General features: G+C 49.5%; 15 protein-coding genes. 3 read left to right on the top strand and 12 right to left on the bottom strand.

Annotated elements, in window-relative coordinates; genetic code table 11:
• Positions 1 to 34: 34 nt before the first annotated feature.
• On the bottom strand, positions 35 to 1,834 hold the full coding sequence (gene aspS / locus L6H65_RS10980; protein WP_236341750.1) for an aspartate--tRNA ligase: 1,800 nt from the start codon (positions 1,832 to 1,834) through the stop codon (positions 35 to 37).
• 6 nt (positions 1,835 to 1,840) lie between these two features.
• Positions 1,841 to 3,121: a histidine--tRNA ligase gene (gene hisS, locus L6H65_RS10975; protein WP_236341748.1), complete on the bottom strand. Its 1,281-nt coding sequence runs from the start codon at positions 3,119 to 3,121 to the stop codon at positions 1,841 to 1,843.
• A gap of 742 nt (positions 3,122 to 3,863) precedes the next feature.
• Between hisS and L6H65_RS10970 the strand changes: the two genes are divergently transcribed.
• Positions 3,864 to 4,526 carry a carbohydrate-binding protein gene (locus L6H65_RS10970; protein WP_236341746.1) on the top strand — a complete coding sequence of 221 codons (663 nt, stop codon included), beginning with the start codon at positions 3,864 to 3,866 and terminating at the stop codon, positions 4,524 to 4,526.
• 1,048 nt (positions 4,527 to 5,574) lie between these two features.
• Here the strand turns inward: L6H65_RS10970 and L6H65_RS10965 are convergent.
• The 3 genes from L6H65_RS10965 to L6H65_RS10955 all read right to left on the bottom strand — a co-directional run bounded on the left by L6H65_RS10965 (position 5,575) and on the right by L6H65_RS10955 (position 8,638).
• A complete protein-coding gene (locus L6H65_RS10965) occupies positions 5,575 to 5,751 on the bottom strand; it encodes a hypothetical protein (RefSeq protein WP_236341744.1) in 177 nt (58 codons plus the stop codon).
• Positions 5,752 to 5,959: 208 nt separating this feature from the next.
• Entirely contained in the window at positions 5,960 to 6,403 is a 444-nt protein-coding gene (gene dtd / locus L6H65_RS10960; protein WP_236341742.1) for a D-aminoacyl-tRNA deacylase, read from the bottom strand.
• A 51-nt stretch (positions 6,404 to 6,454) separates the two neighbouring features.
• The gene (locus L6H65_RS10955; RefSeq protein ID WP_236341915.1) at positions 6,455 to 8,638 is read right to left on the bottom strand and encodes a RelA/SpoT family protein; all 2,184 of its coding nucleotides are present in this window, start codon (positions 8,636 to 8,638) and stop codon (positions 6,455 to 6,457) included.
• 389 nt (positions 8,639 to 9,027) lie between these two features.
• Here L6H65_RS10955 and L6H65_RS10950 point away from each other — a divergent pair, with 389 nt between their 5' ends.
• On the top strand, positions 9,028 to 9,627 hold the full coding sequence (locus L6H65_RS10950; RefSeq protein WP_236341731.1) for a hypothetical protein: 600 nt from the start codon (positions 9,028 to 9,030) through the stop codon (positions 9,625 to 9,627).
• Between the two features lie 88 nt (positions 9,628 to 9,715).
• On the opposite strand, the gene L6H65_RS10945 is transcribed toward L6H65_RS10950, so the two are convergent.
• The 6 genes from L6H65_RS10945 to L6H65_RS10920 form a co-directional block, all read right to left on the bottom strand.
• A complete protein-coding gene (locus L6H65_RS10945; RefSeq protein WP_236341729.1) occupies positions 9,716 to 10,228 on the bottom strand; it encodes an adenine phosphoribosyltransferase in 513 nt (170 codons plus the stop codon).
• Entirely contained in the window at positions 10,225 to 12,714 is a 2,490-nt protein-coding gene (gene recJ / locus L6H65_RS10940) for a single-stranded-DNA-specific exonuclease RecJ (RefSeq protein WP_236341727.1), read from the bottom strand. Before recJ ends, L6H65_RS10945 begins: the two co-directional genes overlap by 4 nt.
• Before the next feature lie 130 nt (positions 12,715 to 12,844).
• Positions 12,845 to 13,756, bottom strand: coding sequence for a cation diffusion facilitator family transporter (locus L6H65_RS10935; RefSeq protein WP_236341725.1), 912 nt, complete (start codon positions 13,754 to 13,756; stop codon positions 12,845 to 12,847).
• A 115-nt stretch (positions 13,757 to 13,871) separates the two neighbouring features.
• Positions 13,872 to 14,798 (bottom strand): protein translocase subunit SecF, encoded by a 927-nt coding sequence (gene secF / locus L6H65_RS10930; protein ID WP_236341723.1) that lies wholly within the window; start codon positions 14,796 to 14,798, stop codon positions 13,872 to 13,874.
• On the bottom strand, positions 14,788 to 16,047 hold the full coding sequence (gene secD, locus L6H65_RS10925; RefSeq protein ID WP_236341721.1) for a protein translocase subunit SecD: 1,260 nt from the start codon (positions 16,045 to 16,047) through the stop codon (positions 14,788 to 14,790). Before secD ends, secF begins: the two co-directional genes overlap by 11 nt.
• A gap of 135 nt (positions 16,048 to 16,182) precedes the next feature.
• Complete coding sequence (locus tag L6H65_RS10920) at positions 16,183 to 16,422, bottom strand: post-transcriptional regulator (RefSeq protein WP_236341719.1); 240 nt, start codon at positions 16,420 to 16,422, stop codon at positions 16,183 to 16,185.
• Between the two features lie 196 nt (positions 16,423 to 16,618).
• Here L6H65_RS10920 and spoVB point away from each other — a divergent pair, with 196 nt between their 5' ends.
• The gene (gene spoVB / locus L6H65_RS10915) at positions 16,619 to 18,190 is read left to right on the top strand and encodes a stage V sporulation protein B (protein ID WP_236341717.1); all 1,572 of its coding nucleotides are present in this window, start codon (positions 16,619 to 16,621) and stop codon (positions 18,188 to 18,190) included.
• A 51-nt stretch (positions 18,191 to 18,241) separates the two neighbouring features.
• Here spoVB and L6H65_RS10910 read toward each other — a convergent pair whose 3' ends face one another.
• Entirely contained in the window at positions 18,242 to 18,946 is a 705-nt protein-coding gene (locus L6H65_RS10910) for a YetF domain-containing protein (protein ID WP_443093983.1), read from the bottom strand.
• Between the last annotated feature and the right edge of the window lie 27 nt (positions 18,947 to 18,973).

The raw sequence follows: 18,973 nt of genomic DNA, 5'->3' as shown, positions 1-18,973 counted from the left end.
GCGGGGATGGGACCCCGCATTCTCAATGGCCGGATTAATTCTGAGCACCCGTCGTCTCAGGCTGTTTGACAGGCTTTGGAACGGTGCGGATATGCAGCTGTTGCAGCTGTGACAGCTCGACTTCCGACGGCGCGTCGCACAGCAGGTCTGTAGCACTCGCAGTCTTAGGGAATGCAATCGTCTCACGCAGGTTTGTTCGGCCTGCCAGCAGCATGACTAGACGGTCGAAGCCAAACGCAATGCCGCCATGCGGCGGAGTGCCATATTCAAACGCATCCATCAGGTAGCCGAACTTCTCATACGCTAATTCTTGGGAGAAGCCCAGCGCTTTGAACATTTGCTCCTGAACCTCACGCTTGTAGATACGCATGGAGCCGCCGCCAACCTCATAGCCGTTCAGTACGAGATCATAAGCTTGCGCGCGAATTTGTCCCGGGTCCGTATCGAATAAATGAACATCCTCGTCATGCGGACGAGTGAACGGATGATGCTCGGCCACATAACGCTTGGCCTCTTCATCCCAGCCCAGCAGCGGGAAATCAACGACCCAAGCGAATTTGAATTCAGACTCGTTGATCAGTCCAAGATCCTTGCCGATCTTCAGACGCAGGTTGCCAAGCACATCAGCAACTACTTTCTTCTTATCCGCAGAGAACAGCAGCAGGTCGCCCTCTTCTACAGCAAGACGCTCCGTAAGCGCAGCAATCTCTTCCGGCTTGAAGAACTTCACGATCGGACCGCGCCATTCGCCTTCCTTCACGGTTACCCATGCGAGGCCTTTGCCGCCATAACGCGCCGCGAACGGCTGCAGGTCGTCAAGCTCCTTGCGGCTCCAGCTCGCACAGCCTTTCGCATTGAGCGCCTTGACAACGCCGCCGCCCGCTGCAACAGAAGCGAACACCTTCACATCGCTGCTTGAGACGATATCGGTAATATCCTCCATCTCTAGTCCGAAGCGCAGGTCTGGCTTATCCGACCCATATTTGTTCATCGCATCCGCATACGTGATCCGTTGGAATGGAACCGGAAGATCCGCACCAACAGTTTCCTTGAACAACTTCACAGCAAGCTGCTCCATTAAATCAAGCAATTGGTCCTGCGACAAGAAAGAGGTCTCGATATCGACTTGTGTAAATTCCGGCTGGCGGTCAGCACGCAGATCCTCATCACGGAAGCAGCGGGCGATTTGATAATAGCGTTCAACACCGCTAACCATGAGCAATTGCTTGAAAATTTGCGGCGATTGCGGCAGCGCGAAAAATTCGCCCTGATGAACACGGCTTGGCACCAAATAATCACGTGCGCCTTCCGGCGAGCTTTTGGTCAGAATCGGCGTCTCTACATCAATAAAGCCTTCACCGTCGAGGAAATCGCGGAAAATCTTTGCCGATTTGGAACGAAGGAGCAGCGTCTTCTGCATTTCCGGACGACGAAGATCCAGATAACGATATTTCAGACGAATCGACTCATCAACCTCTACGCCATCCTCAATCGGGAACGGCGGAGTTTTGGCCGCATTCATAATTTCAATTTCAGTTACGCGAATTTCGATCTCGCCAGTTGCAATATTAGTATTGACCGTCTCCGCATCGCGCTCTACCACTTGGCCTTTGACAGCAAGGACAAACTCGTTGCGGGCACGATCAGCAATTGCAAGCGCATCGCCGGAGAAATCAGGGTTGAACACAATTTGCACAATGCCTGTACGATCGCGAAGATCGATAAACAATACGCCTCCAAGATCGCGGCGGCGCTGTACCCAGCCGTTCAAAGTAACTGTTTGGCCGACTTCCGCTTTAGAGAGCTGGCCGCAAGAATGAGTTTTCAACATCATAATCAATTACACTCCTTCGTTATTAATATTCGTAATAGAAGCCTTAATAATTACATCCGCCAGCTCATGAAGCGGTACGACCCGCTGCTCCCCTGTGGACATCTGTTTAAGAGAAATCTCGCCCCGTTGGAGCTCATCATCGCCAAGAATGGCAGTAAATCGGACCTGCAGCCGATCCGCCGACTTCATCTGCGCCTTCATCTTGCGTCCTTGATAGTCTCGCTCAGCAGCGATGCCGCGCAGCCGCAAACTATGCAGCAGCCTCGTAACCTCACGATCTGCCGCTTCCCCAAGCGCAACAAGATAGACATCGACTCCATTCAGGCTGTCGAGCTCAACGCCTTGCTTTTCAAGCAGTATAACTGTCCGCTCCAATCCAAGCCCCAGTCCGACACCTGGCTGATCAGGGCCGCCGATATCCGCTACAAGACCGTTGTAGCGACCGCCTCCGCCGATGGTATCAATGGCGCCGATGCCCTCCGCTTTGAATTCGAAGGCTGTGTGCGTGTAATAATCAAGACCACGCACAAGCCGCGGATTAATCGTGAACGGGATATTCATATCCATCAGATGACCCTTGAGCGCTTTGAAATGCGACCGGCATTCCTCATCCAGACTATCGAGGATAGAAGGAGCGCCTTCGAAATGCGCCTGATCGACCTTGCAGTCCAGCACCCTGAGCGGGTTGCGGTCAATACGGGACTGGCAGTCCTTGCACAGCAGCTCGCGCTTGGGCTCAAGGAACTCCAGCAGCCGGTCGCGAAAAGCTGCGCGCACAGCCGGAGTGCCTACAGAATTAATCTCAACACTGACACCCTTGAGGCCAACCTCCGTGTAGAAGGTGTAGCCAAGCGCAATCACTTCCGCATCGAGTGCAGGATCAACTGCGCCGAGCGCTTCAACACCAAACTGGTGGAACTGCCGGTAGCGGCCTGCCTGTTGGCGTTCATAGCGGAACATAGGTCCGATATAATACAGCTTCGTCAGCTCGGGCTCGCCGTACAGCTTGTTCTCAACAAAAGAGCGAACAACGCCTGCCGTGCCTTCCGGCCTGAGCGTAACACTGCGATTGCCGCGATCCGTGAACGTGTACATCTCTTTCTCTACAACGTCGGTCGTCTCGCCGACACTGCGCTGGTACAACTCAGTCGATTCAAAAATCGGCGTACGAATTTCGCGAAAATTGAACCTGCGGCAAATATCGCGCGCCTTGCTCTCCACGAACTGCCAGCGTTCGACCGATCCCGGCAGAAAATCCTGCGTTCCTGGAAGTTTCTGAAATCCCATAGCTAAGCCCCCTGTTCAAATCAGCTTCTCAAACATCAAAAAAAGCTCCCGTCCTCCACCTCAAATAAGGTCAAGGGACGAGAGCTGCGCATTTGCTAAGCTACCGTGGTACCACCCACACTTTCGAAACGGCCGATGACATGAAACATCGCCAATTTCGCTTGATCGGTTAACGCCCGACTACGCAGACCGGCTAATAATAGGCTGGCATAGTTCGCCAACTTGTGTTCACCGACTGTCCTCCGGGAAGTCTGTTCGTTCATACACGCCAAGGATTCTTGCAGCCATGGAATCCCTCTCTGAGTAGGTGCTTATTGAACGACGCGGTCCCTTCGCTGGATCGACAAGATATAACAATCATTACTCATTGTATCGATGAGGCTGCTCCCTGTCAAGAGGTGCACATCCAGCTGCTGTCCAGCAAGGGTTCAATACAGAACATGCGTGAAAATGAACCCTTATGCAATCGAATATTTTGTCGAAATAAGCAGCAAAAATGAGTATTTTGAACGATAACCAATATATAGAAATTATTTCATACATATGGTATTATTTCAATTGTACCGGTACAGCGATCACAAAATCAAATGATGATAAGGAGTGTTTGATGATGATGTCAAGAGTTCATTCAAAACTATCCATTGCTTTATTATCACTTTTTTTGTTATTTGCTGTTTTCATAACAATACCTCCACAAAAAGCACAAGCTCAGCCCAACACAGTTGATCTGGTTAGTGCCTCTATGAGTGGATACTTTGGCGGCCTCTTCTTCGGCGGCGGAATTGAAGTAGACAATTTAGACTATACCAAGCAGGTTAAAGTCGTTTGGCGGGTAAATAGCGGATCGTGGACAGAGACTTCTGCATCCTACGTACGCGCAACAACGAACAACCATGAACTATGGAGCTTCTACTCAGATATTGAAGAAAGCTATGAAGATTTGTCCAGCGGCTATTTGGAGTTCAAGGTCAAATACATCGTCAATGGAATAACCTATTGGGATACAAATGGCGGCAGCAACTACAAGCTGAGCTTTGGTTCCGCTGCCCCATCGTTTGCGATAGGCAATCCGCCTGTAAAAGTCAATTTCAATGAGGTGCCGTACAGCAGCACCTACTTTGATACAACCGCAAACGTAGCGCATTTCGGAGTATTCGTTAAAAATCTTGGATTTACCAAAACCGTCAAAGTCCGCTACTCCACCGACAACTGGGCTACCTATACAGAGGCGTCCTTGGCATACGATGCTACAGTGAGCAACAGCGGCAGCACACTGGAATCCTGGAAAGCCAGTGTACCGGTCAGCAGTACCGTCAACAATATCAAATACAGCATCTCCTACACCGTCAACGGAGTCACCTACTGGGACAACGACCTCGGCTTGAACTACGAGCTTAACCGTTAACGGAACCTATAATCACAAATGACTGCCGTCTGATAATAGATCAGGCGGCAGTTTTAAGTTGCACGATAGAAATGAACATTAGAGCCGCTGCGCATGGGAATGTTCTTACGATCGCTGTTGTTCCCGGAATTCTTGATTATAATTGTTTTATGTGGAATTCCGGGAACAAAGGCGAACGCTAACGCTTCTCCAGAAACATTCCCCTGCTCCGCTCTGCTGTTTTTTCTCTCGTTCACTTAAAAGAATAAAGTAAACATCTACGCATCATAGAACGATGCGTTTCTGTAAAAACCGTTTGCGAGCATCGTAATGGTCATTACTTCTTCATTGGGAAAAAAACCATTGAGCTAGAAAACAACTCAATTTGCGGTTACCTTATCATTCCGAATACATGATGTGTAACTTAATTCACAGCCATTAACAGTAGTCGAAACAGAGTAAACAATAGCAGCTACTATTCAGTACCGAATCGGACACACAAGGGAGCGTCAAAATGGGAGCGGGTCCCGGAGGGACGTAGCGGGGATGAGCACATAAACTCGTTGGATCGTCTCTGCGGCAGTACTCGTTAGTCGTCAGTCCCGGGAGGGACACACAAGGGAGCGTCAAAATGGGAGCGGGTCCCAAAGGGACGTAGCGGGGATGAGCACATAAACTCGTTGGATCGTCTCTGCGGCAGCACTGGTTAGTCGTCAGTCCCGGGAGGGACTCACAGGGGAGCGGCAAAGTGGGAGCGGGTCCCGGAGGGACATAAGCGGGGATGAGCACAATGGCAGTGGGGAGCGCCACAGGAGAGCATATCGACAAAAATTCCGGGTGTCCAGAGGGCGGGAGTCCTTTGGGGTCCCCCTCAGGGGGATTTAGGGGGAAATCTGCAGAAAAAAACCTACAAACAAGTTGTAGGTCCATCAATAGTATATTCAAAAAAGGGGGTCGACTTTTATTATAGGCTTCCGTTGTTAAAGTAACATTGAAATCAAGTTACAATTCCATTACAGAAAATAAAGCGTTATCACCCTTGCACCCTTTGCTCCCCACGAAGATGAATTTAAAACCCTCGTTCTCCGCGTGGTCCTTGGTGTGATGAGAACGCCCCTGCCGCCCACTCTGCGGCTGCTTCAATATCTTCCTCAAACTCCGAGAACAATATCGCTTCCCTTCGATCGGGATGCAGCAGCCTTCTCGATGACCTCTCTACCCCTTGTTCCTTGCGGGATTGATGCATTGCAGGACACTCCTTCCGTTGATGCGCAGCCCCGCAATAGGGCAATATTGCCCCTAAAATGACGGCGATGCGCATTTCTACGTAATCTAGTGTTCCCGCAAATGCCCGTTCTAACACCTGACCCCATGACAGCTTTTCTTTCTACACCGTACACAGTTCTCAGCGCAATGCCGGGTTGGTATCCCATATCGAGATTGATTGAGCATTGTCAGTTTTTGCTGTCCACTATAATGGTGACGGGTCCCCAATTAACAAGCGACACATCCATCATCGCACCGAATTTCCCCATCGCAACCGTCAAGCCTGCAACGCGCAGCTTTTCATTAAAAAGATCATAAAGCGCTTCTGCCTGCTCCGGACGAGCCGCTGCCATGAAATTCGGCCTTCTTCCTTTGCGGCAATCGCCATACAGCGTGAATTGCGAGACGGAAAGTATGCCGCCGCCAATGTCACTTACCGACAGATTCATTTTGCCGCTTTCATCCTCGAATATTCGCAGACCGGCTATTTTCTCAGCCATCCAGCTGACATCATTCTCATTGTCCTCATGCGTTATGCCCACAAGAAGCATAAGCCCTTGACCTACTTCTCCGACAATTTCATCTTCTACAGCTACACTGGCTCTCTTGCAGCGTTGTACAACTACCTTCATGCGTGCAAAATCCTCTCCATGCAGGTCAGAGCGCGGTTCATTCGCCTGTCCTTATTGCATAATACGTTGGACGGAATATACGTCCTTCACACGTTTTATTTTCTCAACGACGGAATGCAAATGCTCAATATTGCGAATGAGTATGGTCATATGAATCATCGCCATCTTATTCTTGTCCGAACGGCCCGATACAGCCGATAAATTCGTCTTGCTCTCCGACACCGCTTGAAGCACCTCATTCAGCAGCCCTCTGCGGTCGTGGCCTGTAATCTCGATATCCACGCTGTAATTCGCTTCAACCGATTGCTCCCATTCCACCTCAATGACACGGGCTGCTTCTTCGCCGTCAGCACCTCCGGGAATGTTCTGGCAATCCAGACGATGCACGGACACCCCCCGCCCCCGTGTAATATAACCAATAATCTCATCGCCAGGCACTGGATTGCAGCAGCGGGCGAAACGCACTAGCAAATTGTCCACGCCCTTGACGGAAACACCATGTGTGGGACGCGATTTGCGAAGCGCCGGAGCTGTCTTGACTTCCTTCTTCTCATTGGATAGCTCAATCTGGCTGGCTTCCTCTGCTTCCTTGCGCATTTTCTCCGTCAGCTTCGTGACGATCTGTGCTGCCGTAATGCCGCCGAAGCCAATCGCGGACAGCATATCCTCATTGTCGTTGAAGGTGAACTTAACTGCAGCCTCCTGCAGCTTGTCTTCGGACATGAAGGCTGAAGGCTCCAGACCGAGCCGTTTCAGCTCCCGTTCAATGAGCTCGCGGCCTTTGATCACATTCTCTTCCCGCTTCTCTTTCTTGAACCACTGCTTGATCTTGCTGCGGGCATGGGAAGATTGCGCGATTTTAACCCAATCCTGACTGGGACCGTAAGAATGCTTGGAGGTGAGAATTTCAACGATATCCCCCGTCTTCAGCTTGTAATCCAGCGGTACGATCCGCCCATTGACCTTGGCGCCAATCGTCCGATTCCCGACCTCAGTATGAATCCGATAGGCAAAATCAAGCGGAACCGCGCCTGCCGGCAGCTCGAACACCTCGCCCTTAGGCGTAAACACAAATACAAGATCGGAGAAGAAGTCCATCTTAAGCGACTCCACAAACTCCGATGCATCGCTTGCCTCATGCTGAAGCTCAATAATTTCGCGGAAGATTGTCATCTTCTCTTCGAAGCTGTCTCCAGGCACGACACTGCCTTCCTTGTACGCCCAGTGGGCAGCAATACCGAATTCAGAGGTGCGATGCATATCCCACGTGCGAATTTGGACCTCAGTTGGTTCGCCAGTAGGTCCGATGACGGTCGTATGCAGCGACTGGTACATATTTGCTTTGGGCATGGCAATATAATCCTTGAACCGGCCTGGCATCGGCTTCCACAGCGTATGAATAATACCGAGAGTGGCATAACAATCTTTAATATTGTCTACGATGATTCGGATGGCCAGCAGGTCATAAATTTCATTGAACTGCTTGCCGCGCGTCGTCATTTTTTTGTAAATGCTATAAATATGCTTGGCACGTCCGGAGATATCGCCTTCTATCCCCATCTCATCCAGCTTCTCAGTAATCCGGCTTATAACATCGGAGACATATTGATCGCGCTCAGCCCGCTTCTTCTTCATCAGATTCGCAATCCGATAATATTGCTGCGGGTTCAAATAGCGCAGAGCGATATCCTCCATCTCCCATTTAATCGCCGATATACCAAGCCGGTGAGCGATGGGACAAAAAATCTCCAACGTCTCATAGGCAATACGTCGCTGCGCTTCCTCCGACTGGTATTTGATTGTCCGCATATTGTGCAATCTGTCAGCAAGCTTGATCAGAATAACGCGGATATCCTGGGCCATAGCAACGAACATTTTACGATAATTCTCGTTCTGCTGCTCCTCCTTAGAACGGAACTGAATCTTCTCAAGCTTCGTCAATCCGTCCACAACCATGGCGCAAGCATCGCCAAACCGAGTTCTGACCTCTTCAAGAGGAACCGTTGTATCCTCAACGACATCATGAAGAAGCGCCGCAATAATCGACAGCACGTCCATCTGCATGTTAACGAGAATTTCCGCTACGGCCACGGGGTGGAGAATATAGGGCTCTCCTGATTTGCGCACTTGCCCGTAATGAGCCTGATCCGCAAATTCATAGGCTTCTCTAATTCGCTTCAAATCCTGGTCCTTCATATATGTCGCTGCTTTTTCGAGTAAATGATCAATGCCCATGTATGTCCCTTTCCCGAACTTTGCGAACAGCACACGCTCCGCATCCGTTAACTTATAAATAATGGAGCTATAACGAAAAACAACCGCAGAAGCGGCCGTGAATTTCAATACGAGGTTTTCTACTATTATGCCTGTTTCATAGGCTTTCCGTCAACTACTCCAAGTGCAGTTGTCCAAATGCAGTTCATGTACATAGTGATCTCTCTGTGTCGGGCTTACAAGGGGTTGAACATTCGACATGTCATTTTTGGGACATATTTATATTTTATTCTCATTTTGGTTTTAATTCGTGTATGCTAAAATTAAGGGAGCTGCGTTCGAAGAATACTTAAAGGGATTAGGTTCAGTCATCTTTTATGTGCCAAAAACACTTTTCGGGAGGTATGCATGTGGGGAGGAATATTGCATTTTTTTTCGTTCTATCTCTTATATTAATGTCCAGTTGTTCTGATTCCAATTACATTACAAACAATAGTAAACCTGTATCTCAACAATCTCCCCAAGAGATAAGTAATCATTCGCAATTAATACATTACTCAGAGTATCAACAAATATTTGAAACATTTACAAAAGAACTTTCTATATCAGGTTATTCATACAAAAGCGGATCCGTTGGGCCTAATATTGTTATCATGGATAAAGACCTTTCATTCAATAAGAGAGAGTATTTAACGCTTGATGGTAAGTTTGATATGAATAATACGCAGCCTACCTCTGAATTACTCTTGTTTGAGAATGAAGATAGTAGCAAACAATTGGCAATTAGAATTTCTTATACAACAAGCTATATTGGAAATGATCTTGTTGATTGGTCATCCTCGCGGGGTTACAGCGGGACAAATGAAGCTTTAGCAAAAAAAACGGATCTGGTTACCCTATCATATAAAAATTTGATTCTCACAATTTTGCAGACTTCTGAAGAAGAAGCTGATATGGAAGCCTCGAAAACCGCCGTTAGATCTATCATATCCATTATAAGCAAATATTAATAGCAACAAGCCTCTGGTGCTAAGTGGCACCGGAGGCTTGTTGCACAACATCATTACGTTCGCGAACAATCTGAATTGTTCTTAATGATCAATAGCTCATCAACGAGAAAACATCCAGGCCATCCATCTTATCCCGCCCGTCCAAATAGCCCAGCTCAATCAAGAAAGCCGCACCGACGGGAACCCCGCCTAGCTGCTTGATCAGATTGATCGTCGTTGCAATCGTGCCGCCGGTAGCAAGCAGATCGTCCGCGATCAGTATACGCTGGCCTGGCTGGATAGCGTCGCGGTGGACCGCGAGCTTGTCTTTGCCGTATTCCAAATCATAGCTGGCCTCAACTACGGCTCCTGGAAGCTTGCCGCTCTTGCGAATAGGAACAAATCCGACTCCAAGCGCAATCGCAAGCGGTGCGCCGATGATGAATCCGCGGGCCTCCGGTCCTGCTACCAGATCAATTTGCTTATCAGAGACAGCCGACTTGATCGCCTCGATTGCAGAGCGGTAAACCTCACCATTATTAATTAGCGTTGTAATATCCTTGAACCGAATGCCAGGCTGCGGAAAATCAGGGATAATGCGAATATAATCTTTAAAATTCATGCTATGCCCACTCCTTCTTTCTTCGATCGTAGTTCAGTTGACAACTGCTGTCCAATCCATTCGGTCAGCGCCTTCGCCTCCGCGAACAGAATACTGTCGGATTCCATCGTGCGCTGCGCCTCCCGGTAGGCTGCCGAATAGGTCAGATCCTTCTTCGCCGGAGCAGGAACAAGCACTAGCTGTCCCCCAGCGCCTGTCTCAATAAACTCCAATTCTTTAAACACCTGAAGCATATAGTGAATAACGTTCTCCGGATAATCCAGCATAACTGCAAGCCTTCGGGCGCTTCCTTCAGCGGCGATGGGACAGACACGCTTAAGCGTTCCATACAATCGCCCGAATTCCTCACGGTCTGTTGTCAGCTGCGATTCGCCAGCGCCCTGCTGAAACTTTGCACTCACTGCTCGATTCGACTTCAAACTATTATGCTGAGCGACTGGAGAAGTGCTATTCTCGTTATAAAATAAGTACATCGCTTCAAGCGGCGAACAGCAGCTAATGACGTCTGCAAGCTCATCCGCCGAGGGCGGTCTGCCTAGCAAAATTAAATCCGTGCATGAGCGGGCCCCAGAGCAGAATTCCTCATATGTCCATACGGTTATTTCTCCAGGCATTGCCCCGTCTTGCGGCATTGATTCTATCGCTTCCCGCCACGATAGGTTCGTAACAAGTATAGCCCCTTGCGTGACGCCTGTGTCAAGCAGCCATCTGCCGATTGACGGAAGCGATTCATTGTAAGAACGACGGTCGTAAAGCCTGACATGCTCGATGCGCATATCCTGAACGACGAACTGCGCTTTGCGCTGACCATTCCATTCGTTGACGTTCAGCTCTCCAACCAATTCCAGTGCAGCGCCGTCTGTCAGCTTGTGCGCCAACGGCCCAAACCCGAAGCCGATTGCATCCAGCAGCTTGCCCTTCCCGCTTAGCGACAGCTTCAGATGCTTGCTGTCCTTGCCTATGACACGCCGATCAGCAAGCGCTGCATGCTGAAGCAATAAGCGAGGCGCAGCATTGCCGATGCCAAACGGCTCAAGCTGCTTGAATTGTTCGATCACTTCGAGTGTCGCATCCTCTATCGCACAGGCCAGATCAATTGTTGTCTTAGGCAGCCAGTCTTCACTGCTTAGCCAGCGATCCGCAAGCTCGCCTAGCCGCTGCTCCAGCTCGCCTAGCTTATCCTTGTGCAGACTCATGCCTGCGGCCGCCTGATGACCGCCATAGTGATCCAGCAATTCGTCACATGCCGTCAAAGCAGCGTGCAGATCATAGCCTTCTATTGAACGCGCTGATCCTTTGCACATTCCGGTTGCAGAATCAATGCCAAGAATAAGCGTTGGTTTATAGTACTTCTCAATAAGCTTGGACGCGACGATTCCAACCACACCCACATTCCAGCCCTCGGCGGCCAGCACAATTACAGACGGCTCACGCTGCCCCGCGCTTGCCGATTGCTCACATTTCCGGGTCCAGATGTCTACTGCTTCCTTAACGGTCTCTTCCACGATCCCTTGACGCTCACGGTTGAGCGTATCGAGCGCTACAGCAGACAATTCCGCTGTTTGACCATCTGCTGCCGTTAACAGCTGAACCGCAGCTTCAGCATGGCGCAGCCGCCCTGCAGCATTAATCCGTGGAGCCATGCCGAAAGCAACGTTAGACGCGCTGATCGTCGACAGCTCAATCCCAGCTACATTAGCCAATGCCAGAAAACCCGGCTTATCCGTTTCTTTAAGCTGATCAAGTCCCATTCGAATCAATACTCGATTCTCATCCGTTAGCGGCATAAGATCTGCAATTGTTCCGAGAGCTACAACATCGGTCCATTCCACTGGAGGTTCACCAAGCATAGCCTCTGCTAGCTTAAAGGCAACACCAACACCTGCTAATCCCTTGAACGGATACGGGCAGTCCTCCTGCTTCGGGTTAATGAGAGCGAGCGCAGCCGGTAGCTCATGCGGCGGCTCGTGATGGTCTGTGACAATGATATCGATTCCGAGTGAATTGGCGTAGGCGATTTGAGCTACAGCACTAATCCCTGTATCCACCGTAACAATCAGCTTAACACCAGCTGCTGCCGCTTTGTCGATAGCTCCCTCATTCAAGCCATAACCTTCTAATGTCCGATGAGGAATGTAATAATCGAACGTCAGTGCCAGCCGTTGGAACAAATAAGTCATTAGCGTCGTCGAAGAAACGCCGTCAGCATCATAGTCGCCATAAATGCGTATGAATTCTCCCCGCTCCTTGGCAAGCTGGATACGCTCCACAGCGGCATGCATCCCTTTCAGCAGGAACGGATCATGCAGACATTCAATGCCGCCTGTAAGGAATAGACGCGCCTTGTCCAAATCATGAAATCCGCGCTGAACGAGCAGCTTGGCAACTAGCGGAGATAGAGAGAGCTTCTTGGCAAGCAGAGAAGCTCTCTCCACTCCTGTCGGGTCCAGTTCGGCAACTTGCCAGCGTGTTTTCGATTGCAGCAAGCGTATAGCCCTCCTTTATCAATCAGAACCGGCTTCTCCAACCCCCTTGGCAGCGAAGGAAGTCCGCTTCTGATCTGAACATACTAATTTAATTCCTTGTCACATAGACAGGCATGGAACGACGCTGCTGCTATTGCAGCAGCGTCGCCACCTGCTCTCCATTTGGATCATGATTCGATTTGTAGGGATAACCTGGATCATAAGGCTCGACATGAACCGTTACATCTGTAATATGGCTGAATCGTTTCATTAAGAAATATTTCACTCGCTTGGCGACCTCGTTGCCTTCCAGAACGGATATGCGTGGATTGACGCTAATGACCACATCAACCACAACATAATGTCCATGCTCACGAGCGCGAAGCTCTTCCACGGTCACGACGCCTTCCATTCGTCCGACTGCAACCTTCAATTCGGCAATGTCTGTCGCCTCGATTTCACAGAAGAGTCTGCGCTGCACAGAGGCTGTAACGATACGATAGCCATTATTAAATACAATCACGACAATGATAAGCGATGCAGCCGGATCGAAGTAATAGAGCAGCGGCATTTGCAGCGGCTGACCCAGCGCAGCAGCACTTGTTCCAATAAGAGCGGCAAGCGATGCATACAAATCCGCTTTGCGCTCCTTCACAGGAAAGAAAAGCTCCTTTAATGCGAACGCAATGATTATTGCCGCGGCCGCTGACCAACCCGGCGCTTTCTCGACTCCCGCTGTTATCAGCTTGATAGCCGATATGCCTATCTCCAGCCCGACAATGATCAGAACGATGGAAGTAACAACACCTGAGTAAGCTTCTGTTCGTCCGCGAACAGACGATATGGGCGCAGCAGTGGCGCCAACCTGACGGCAGCGGCGAATGTCGGTCAACGAAACAAATGAAGAAGCCGCATCAGAAGCGCTTCGGCAAGCATCAGCCAACAATGTTTTACTGCCTGTATTCAGGCCGATGCCACCCTTTACTGCCGCAAGGCAGACATTGCCGAGCAACCCTGTCCACGCTGCGGACTCCGCTTTAGCATAACGTTTGTGCGCTGACATGGACGCCTCCTAAACATGTTTGCGCAGCCTTACGCTTATCCCTGTCTGTCGTTCATACAACAAGAGGCGAAGGCTCGCTATAATGATTAAACGATTGAAGCGTGTGAAATTCCTCTTAGGATGTCGTTGATACTTTGGAACCCTGCTTTGGTTTCTGTCCCCTCTTGAGCAGCAGCCATAGCGGACTTGCAATAAAGATGGACGAATAAGCACCACTTGCCAGTCCGAACAATATTGCCAGCGCGAACAGCTTGATCGACTCGCCTCCGAAGAGGAATAGACAGAGCGCAGTGACTACTACAGTCAATACTGTATTTATGGAACGTGATAACGTTTGCCATACACTGTCATTGACGACCTTCGCAAGATCGGCTGCCGTCTTCACTTTCGCAAATCTCATATTTTCACGGATACGGTCGAAGATAACGATCGTATCATTAATGGAATAGCCGATAATCGTCAATATGGCGACGATAAATGGAAGATTAACTTCCAGGCGCAGGATAGAGAACAAGCTGATTACGATGAAAGCGTCATGCAGGAGCGCGACAATAGCGGCAATAGCAAACCGCCATTCGAACCGTATGCTCACATAGATGATAATCCCGAGACTGGCGATCAGAATCGCTTTCAGCGCATTAAATTGCAATTCTCTCGCAATTTCCACATCGACGATATATACTTCCATCGATGCATCCTTATCAAAACTAGCTGCAAAGCCATCCTTCAACTTATGTTCTTCCACATCTGACAGTACATTGTCAAATCTGAGTGTTATGCGGTCTGCACCTATTGTCGTTGCCGGTGCTCCCAAGCCGCTGTCTGCAATAAACTTCTCGATTTCCGCTTTTTTGCCTGATAGATCCTTTGTTACGACGATATCCACACTTGAACCTGATTTGAAATCCACACCGTAATTAAGTCCAAAGATCGCAAGCGAAAGTACACCCAGTATAGTGATCACTATTGAGAATATGAAGAAGTGTCGAGACTTCGCAACAAAATTAAATCTCGTACTATTGTCCCCTTTGTTAAAGTTCACGTATTTCACTCTCCTTGACTCCGAAATAAGCAGGTTTATTAAACTTGTTGCTGCGAATGAGCATATAAAGGAGTAGGCGTGAATACGCTACGTTCGTAATAACACTGATAATAATACTGAGAATGAGAATAACCGCGAACCCTTTGACAGAGCCAGTTCCGATAAAGAAGAGCACCAGTCCGGCAATGATTGTTGTGATGTTCGCATCCATAATGGTACGGAACGAATTCTTCGATCCCGCTCTAAGTGATGACAGTACGCTCTTGCCGCTTCGCATCTCCTCGCGAATCCGCTCATAGGTAATAATATTCGCATCCACAGCCATCCCGATTGCGAGTATGAACGCCGCGATGCCCGGCAGCGTTAATGTCGCATTGATCAGATAGAAGCCAAGCAGCAGCATCCAGATAAAGACGATCAATGAGATGCTGGCAATTATGCCAGGAATCCGATAATAAATCATCATGAACAGAAGAACCAGCACTGTGCCTAACCCGCCGGCAAACAATGTCTGCTGCAGAGACAGCTGGCCAAGTGAAGCGCCAACGCTCTGTGTATATTTCTCAGTCAGCTTGAGCGGCAGAGCGCCCAGGTTAATCGTATCCTTTAATTTCTTGGCTTCTTCACGTGTATAGTTGCCGGAGATTACAGCCTCCTTGCTGTTAATCTCATAGCTGACATTTGGTGCTGACAGCTCTGTTTCGTCAAGGTATATCGCAAGCTGATTGCGGCCTAGCTTGGCGACTTCTCTTGTGATCTCCGCGAATTGCGTGGCACTCTTTAGCTCAATCGTTATTTCCCAACTTCCTAATGTAGATTGCTGGGTATTTGCTCCACCCTCCACGAAATCAATGCCCGTCAGCTCGACTTTGCAATAACCTGCATCTTCAGCACAGCCTCTTGCACTTCGAAAGGTCAGCTCCTGCGGCTTCTTTAATATATTCCGCAAATCCTCTTGGTCGGTTACGCCTGCAATTCTGGCACGAATCCGGTCATTGCCTTCTGGAGTGATTTCCGGTTCCTCAACCCCATTTGCATTCACGCGCGCCTCCAGACTTTTTGCCGTCTCACGCAGCGCATCCTGAGTAATTACACCACCTGGCGTTATAGGCTCCGCCTGGTATAATATTTCGAACCCGCCCTTCAAATCAAGACCTAGCTTAATTTGCTTGACCAGTTCCGTGCTTGTAGCTGCCACGACGCCCACAGACACGACGACGACCAGCAAAAACGCCAACATACGGTTCATAATGTTCAAATGCTCCCTCTTGAGTGATAGTCAATATTCCTATTATAGCGATGCCCCAAATTCGAGTCAAAAAAAAGCCCCTCGACTCCAAAAGAGGCTGCCACATCTTCCTCACAACAGAGCATGCAACCCCGCTTAGAATTGCGTCCCCCGATATGCGCTTATCGTCATGAAGTTCATAAATTTCATCACCTTGAGCGATAAAATATCGTTCACAACCTGATGCATGGCAGGCTCGCCTGTTTTGGCGTAAGCGGCGCTTACACATTCCCATACTTCCTGTGCTGTCACATGCTCATAGCCGATGAGGCGAAACTCTCCCGCCTTGCTCTCGCATAATGACTCAATGGTCGCGATCCATTCCTCATCCTTCATTACCGCGCCCTCCTTTGCTTCTTCCCTGTTATAATTTCGCCTTCTGACCCCCGGATTCCTGCCTGCAATGCCCCTCACGCGAAAAAATGGCTGCATGGAATGAGACATGCTCTGCATAAGCATGAGGATAGGACATGTCAGCGCTGCCCGAATATTGTGCATGTCCCATAGATAGCTCATGAGAGAGGGAATGCATATGACCAAGCAAACTTTTATAAAAGGCGCGCTCATCCTGCTCCTTGCAGGCATCGTAAATCGCATTCTCGCCTTCGTCCCCCGCATTGCGCTGCCCCGCATTATTGGAGCTGAAGGCGTCGGGCTGTATCAGCTTGGTTATCCGTTTCTAATCGTGCTGCTTACGGTTATTACGGGCGGAATTCCACTGGCAGTCGCCAAATGGATAGCCGAGGCACAATCCAAGGGAGATGCGAAACGGGTCAAGCATATATTCCGTGCCGCTATGGGACTCACTATTGCACTCTCCTTAGCGCTCACCTTATTATTCGTTGCTCTAACGCCCTGGATGACGAAGCATTTAATGACAGATCCCCGTGTCTATCAGACCTTCCTGGTTATGACTCCGCTGCTTCTCATTATTGGAATATCCTCTGTTTATCGAGGGTACTTTCAAGGGAAACAAAATATGGTGCCAACTGCGCTCTCACAGACAGTAGAAACTATAATTCGCATTATTTTTGCGTTGTTGTTTGCAGTCCTGCTGCTTCCCTTCGGACTTGCATGGGCTGCCGCTGGGGCAATGCTTGGAGTAGTAGCAGGTGAAATCGGCGGTTTGGCTGTCCTGCTGTGGATGTATGCAAGAGAACGTAAGCGCAGCCTCCCCCCTGACATTCAACCGCTTGAACAGCAGCCCTCTCCAATGGGCGCTAGACGGGTTCCAGTACTGCGACGTCTTATCAGCTTATCTATCCCAGTAACAACCAGCCGCATGATCGGTTCATTGTCCTATTTGCTGGAGTCGATTCTGACAGCCAGAGCGCTGGCTGCCGCAGGACTTGCGACCGGCATCGCAACCGCACAATATGGCGCGCTGCAAGGAATGATCATTCCCATTCTTCTGCTGCCCACAGCGTTAACCTATTCACTTGCCGTATCCCTCGTCCCTTCGCTATCTGAAGCTGCGGCAGCGGGCAATACAGCCATCATTCATAAACGGCTGCACCAGTCCATGCGGCTGGCTTTAGTTACTGGCGCGCCTTTCATCGTTGTCATGCTGCTGTTTGCTGAGCCTATCTGCCTCATACTGTACAATCACGCTGACATTGCTCCAATGCTCCAATGGATAGCGCCCATAGGGCTGTTCATCTATTTGCAAGCTCCTCTGCAAGCTGCGCTGCAAGCGCTGGATAAGCCCGGCACGGCGTTAATGAATACATTCATCGGCGCTGTCGTGAAGCTGCTGCTCATTATGAAGCTCGCTTCGGACCCGGAACTAGGCATTTACGGCGCTATTATCGCCATTAATGTCAACATCGTGCTTGTTACAATCCTCCACTGGATCAGTGTCGTTCGTTTCGTCGGTTTTCATATGAAGCTGCTCGATTTCTTAAAAGTAGGATCGGCCATGATCATCATGGGCGCAGCGGCGCTCTGGGTTATGAACCGTCAAGTGCTGCCGGCATTATGGCTCAACTTGTTAACAGCTGTCCTTGCCGGTTTGATCATTTATTTAATTCTTATGCTGCGCCTTGGCATCATCGACCGGTACGATGCCGCGCGTCTCCCCATTATCGGAAGATGGTTCCAATGATGGGCGCGCAACGAAGCAGCCGGGCCATCGACCATTCCTGACAGGAAGTGATCAATAGCCCGGCTTCTTTATTGTATCGATAAAGAGGTTTCCTTTGTGGTCAATCGTACACATGTACACTTGCCTGTAATCCGCAATGCCCTTCTCCCTCAACTGCTCATTCAGCCAGAATCGGTTCTTGCCCAGCTTCAACAGATTGCTCCCTTGCACTTTTCCATCCATAATCAGGGGAACTGGCAATGTTTCAAATCTGAAGCCTCTTGGAAAAACACTGGCGATTTCACCACTCTTGTCGCTCTTCTGCTGCGCAGGGAAGCCGTCCGATCCTGAGCTTCCTGAATCTGAAGTCGCCTTGAAGCCGCTCGATTGCTCCTTCGTAATGACTGACAGCGACCCCGTCGTCTCCAGAATAGCAAATTCAACATCCGCCACATTTGAAACCTGATTCTCCCGAAGCTGCTGCAGCAAATCATCCAGATTATACCGTTGCTTATGCATCGCTTCCCGATTCAGCTTCCCTCTCTCGATCATAACGGTAGGCTTGCCGTCGAACCAGAACCTGAGCTTGCGGCTTTTTAAAGCCAGATAAGCAAGAGCGATCTGAATAATGAGCAGCACCACCATGGGCAGAATGCCTTCGATCATCGGCCGATTCGTATCTTCGATAACCATCACCGCAATTTCAGCAATCATGAATGAAATGACGAGATCAAAGACCGACAGCTTGCCTATTTCTCTCTTGCCCATAGAACGCATAATCAGGAACACGACAAAATAAATCAA

Source organism: Paenibacillus plantiphilus (assembly GCF_927798095.1).
Lineage (GTDB): Bacteria > Bacillota > Bacilli > Paenibacillales > Paenibacillaceae > Paenibacillus_Z > Paenibacillus_Z plantiphilus.
Note: the sequence above shows the minus strand (reverse complement) of the source record. Positions and strands in the feature narration are given on the sequence as shown.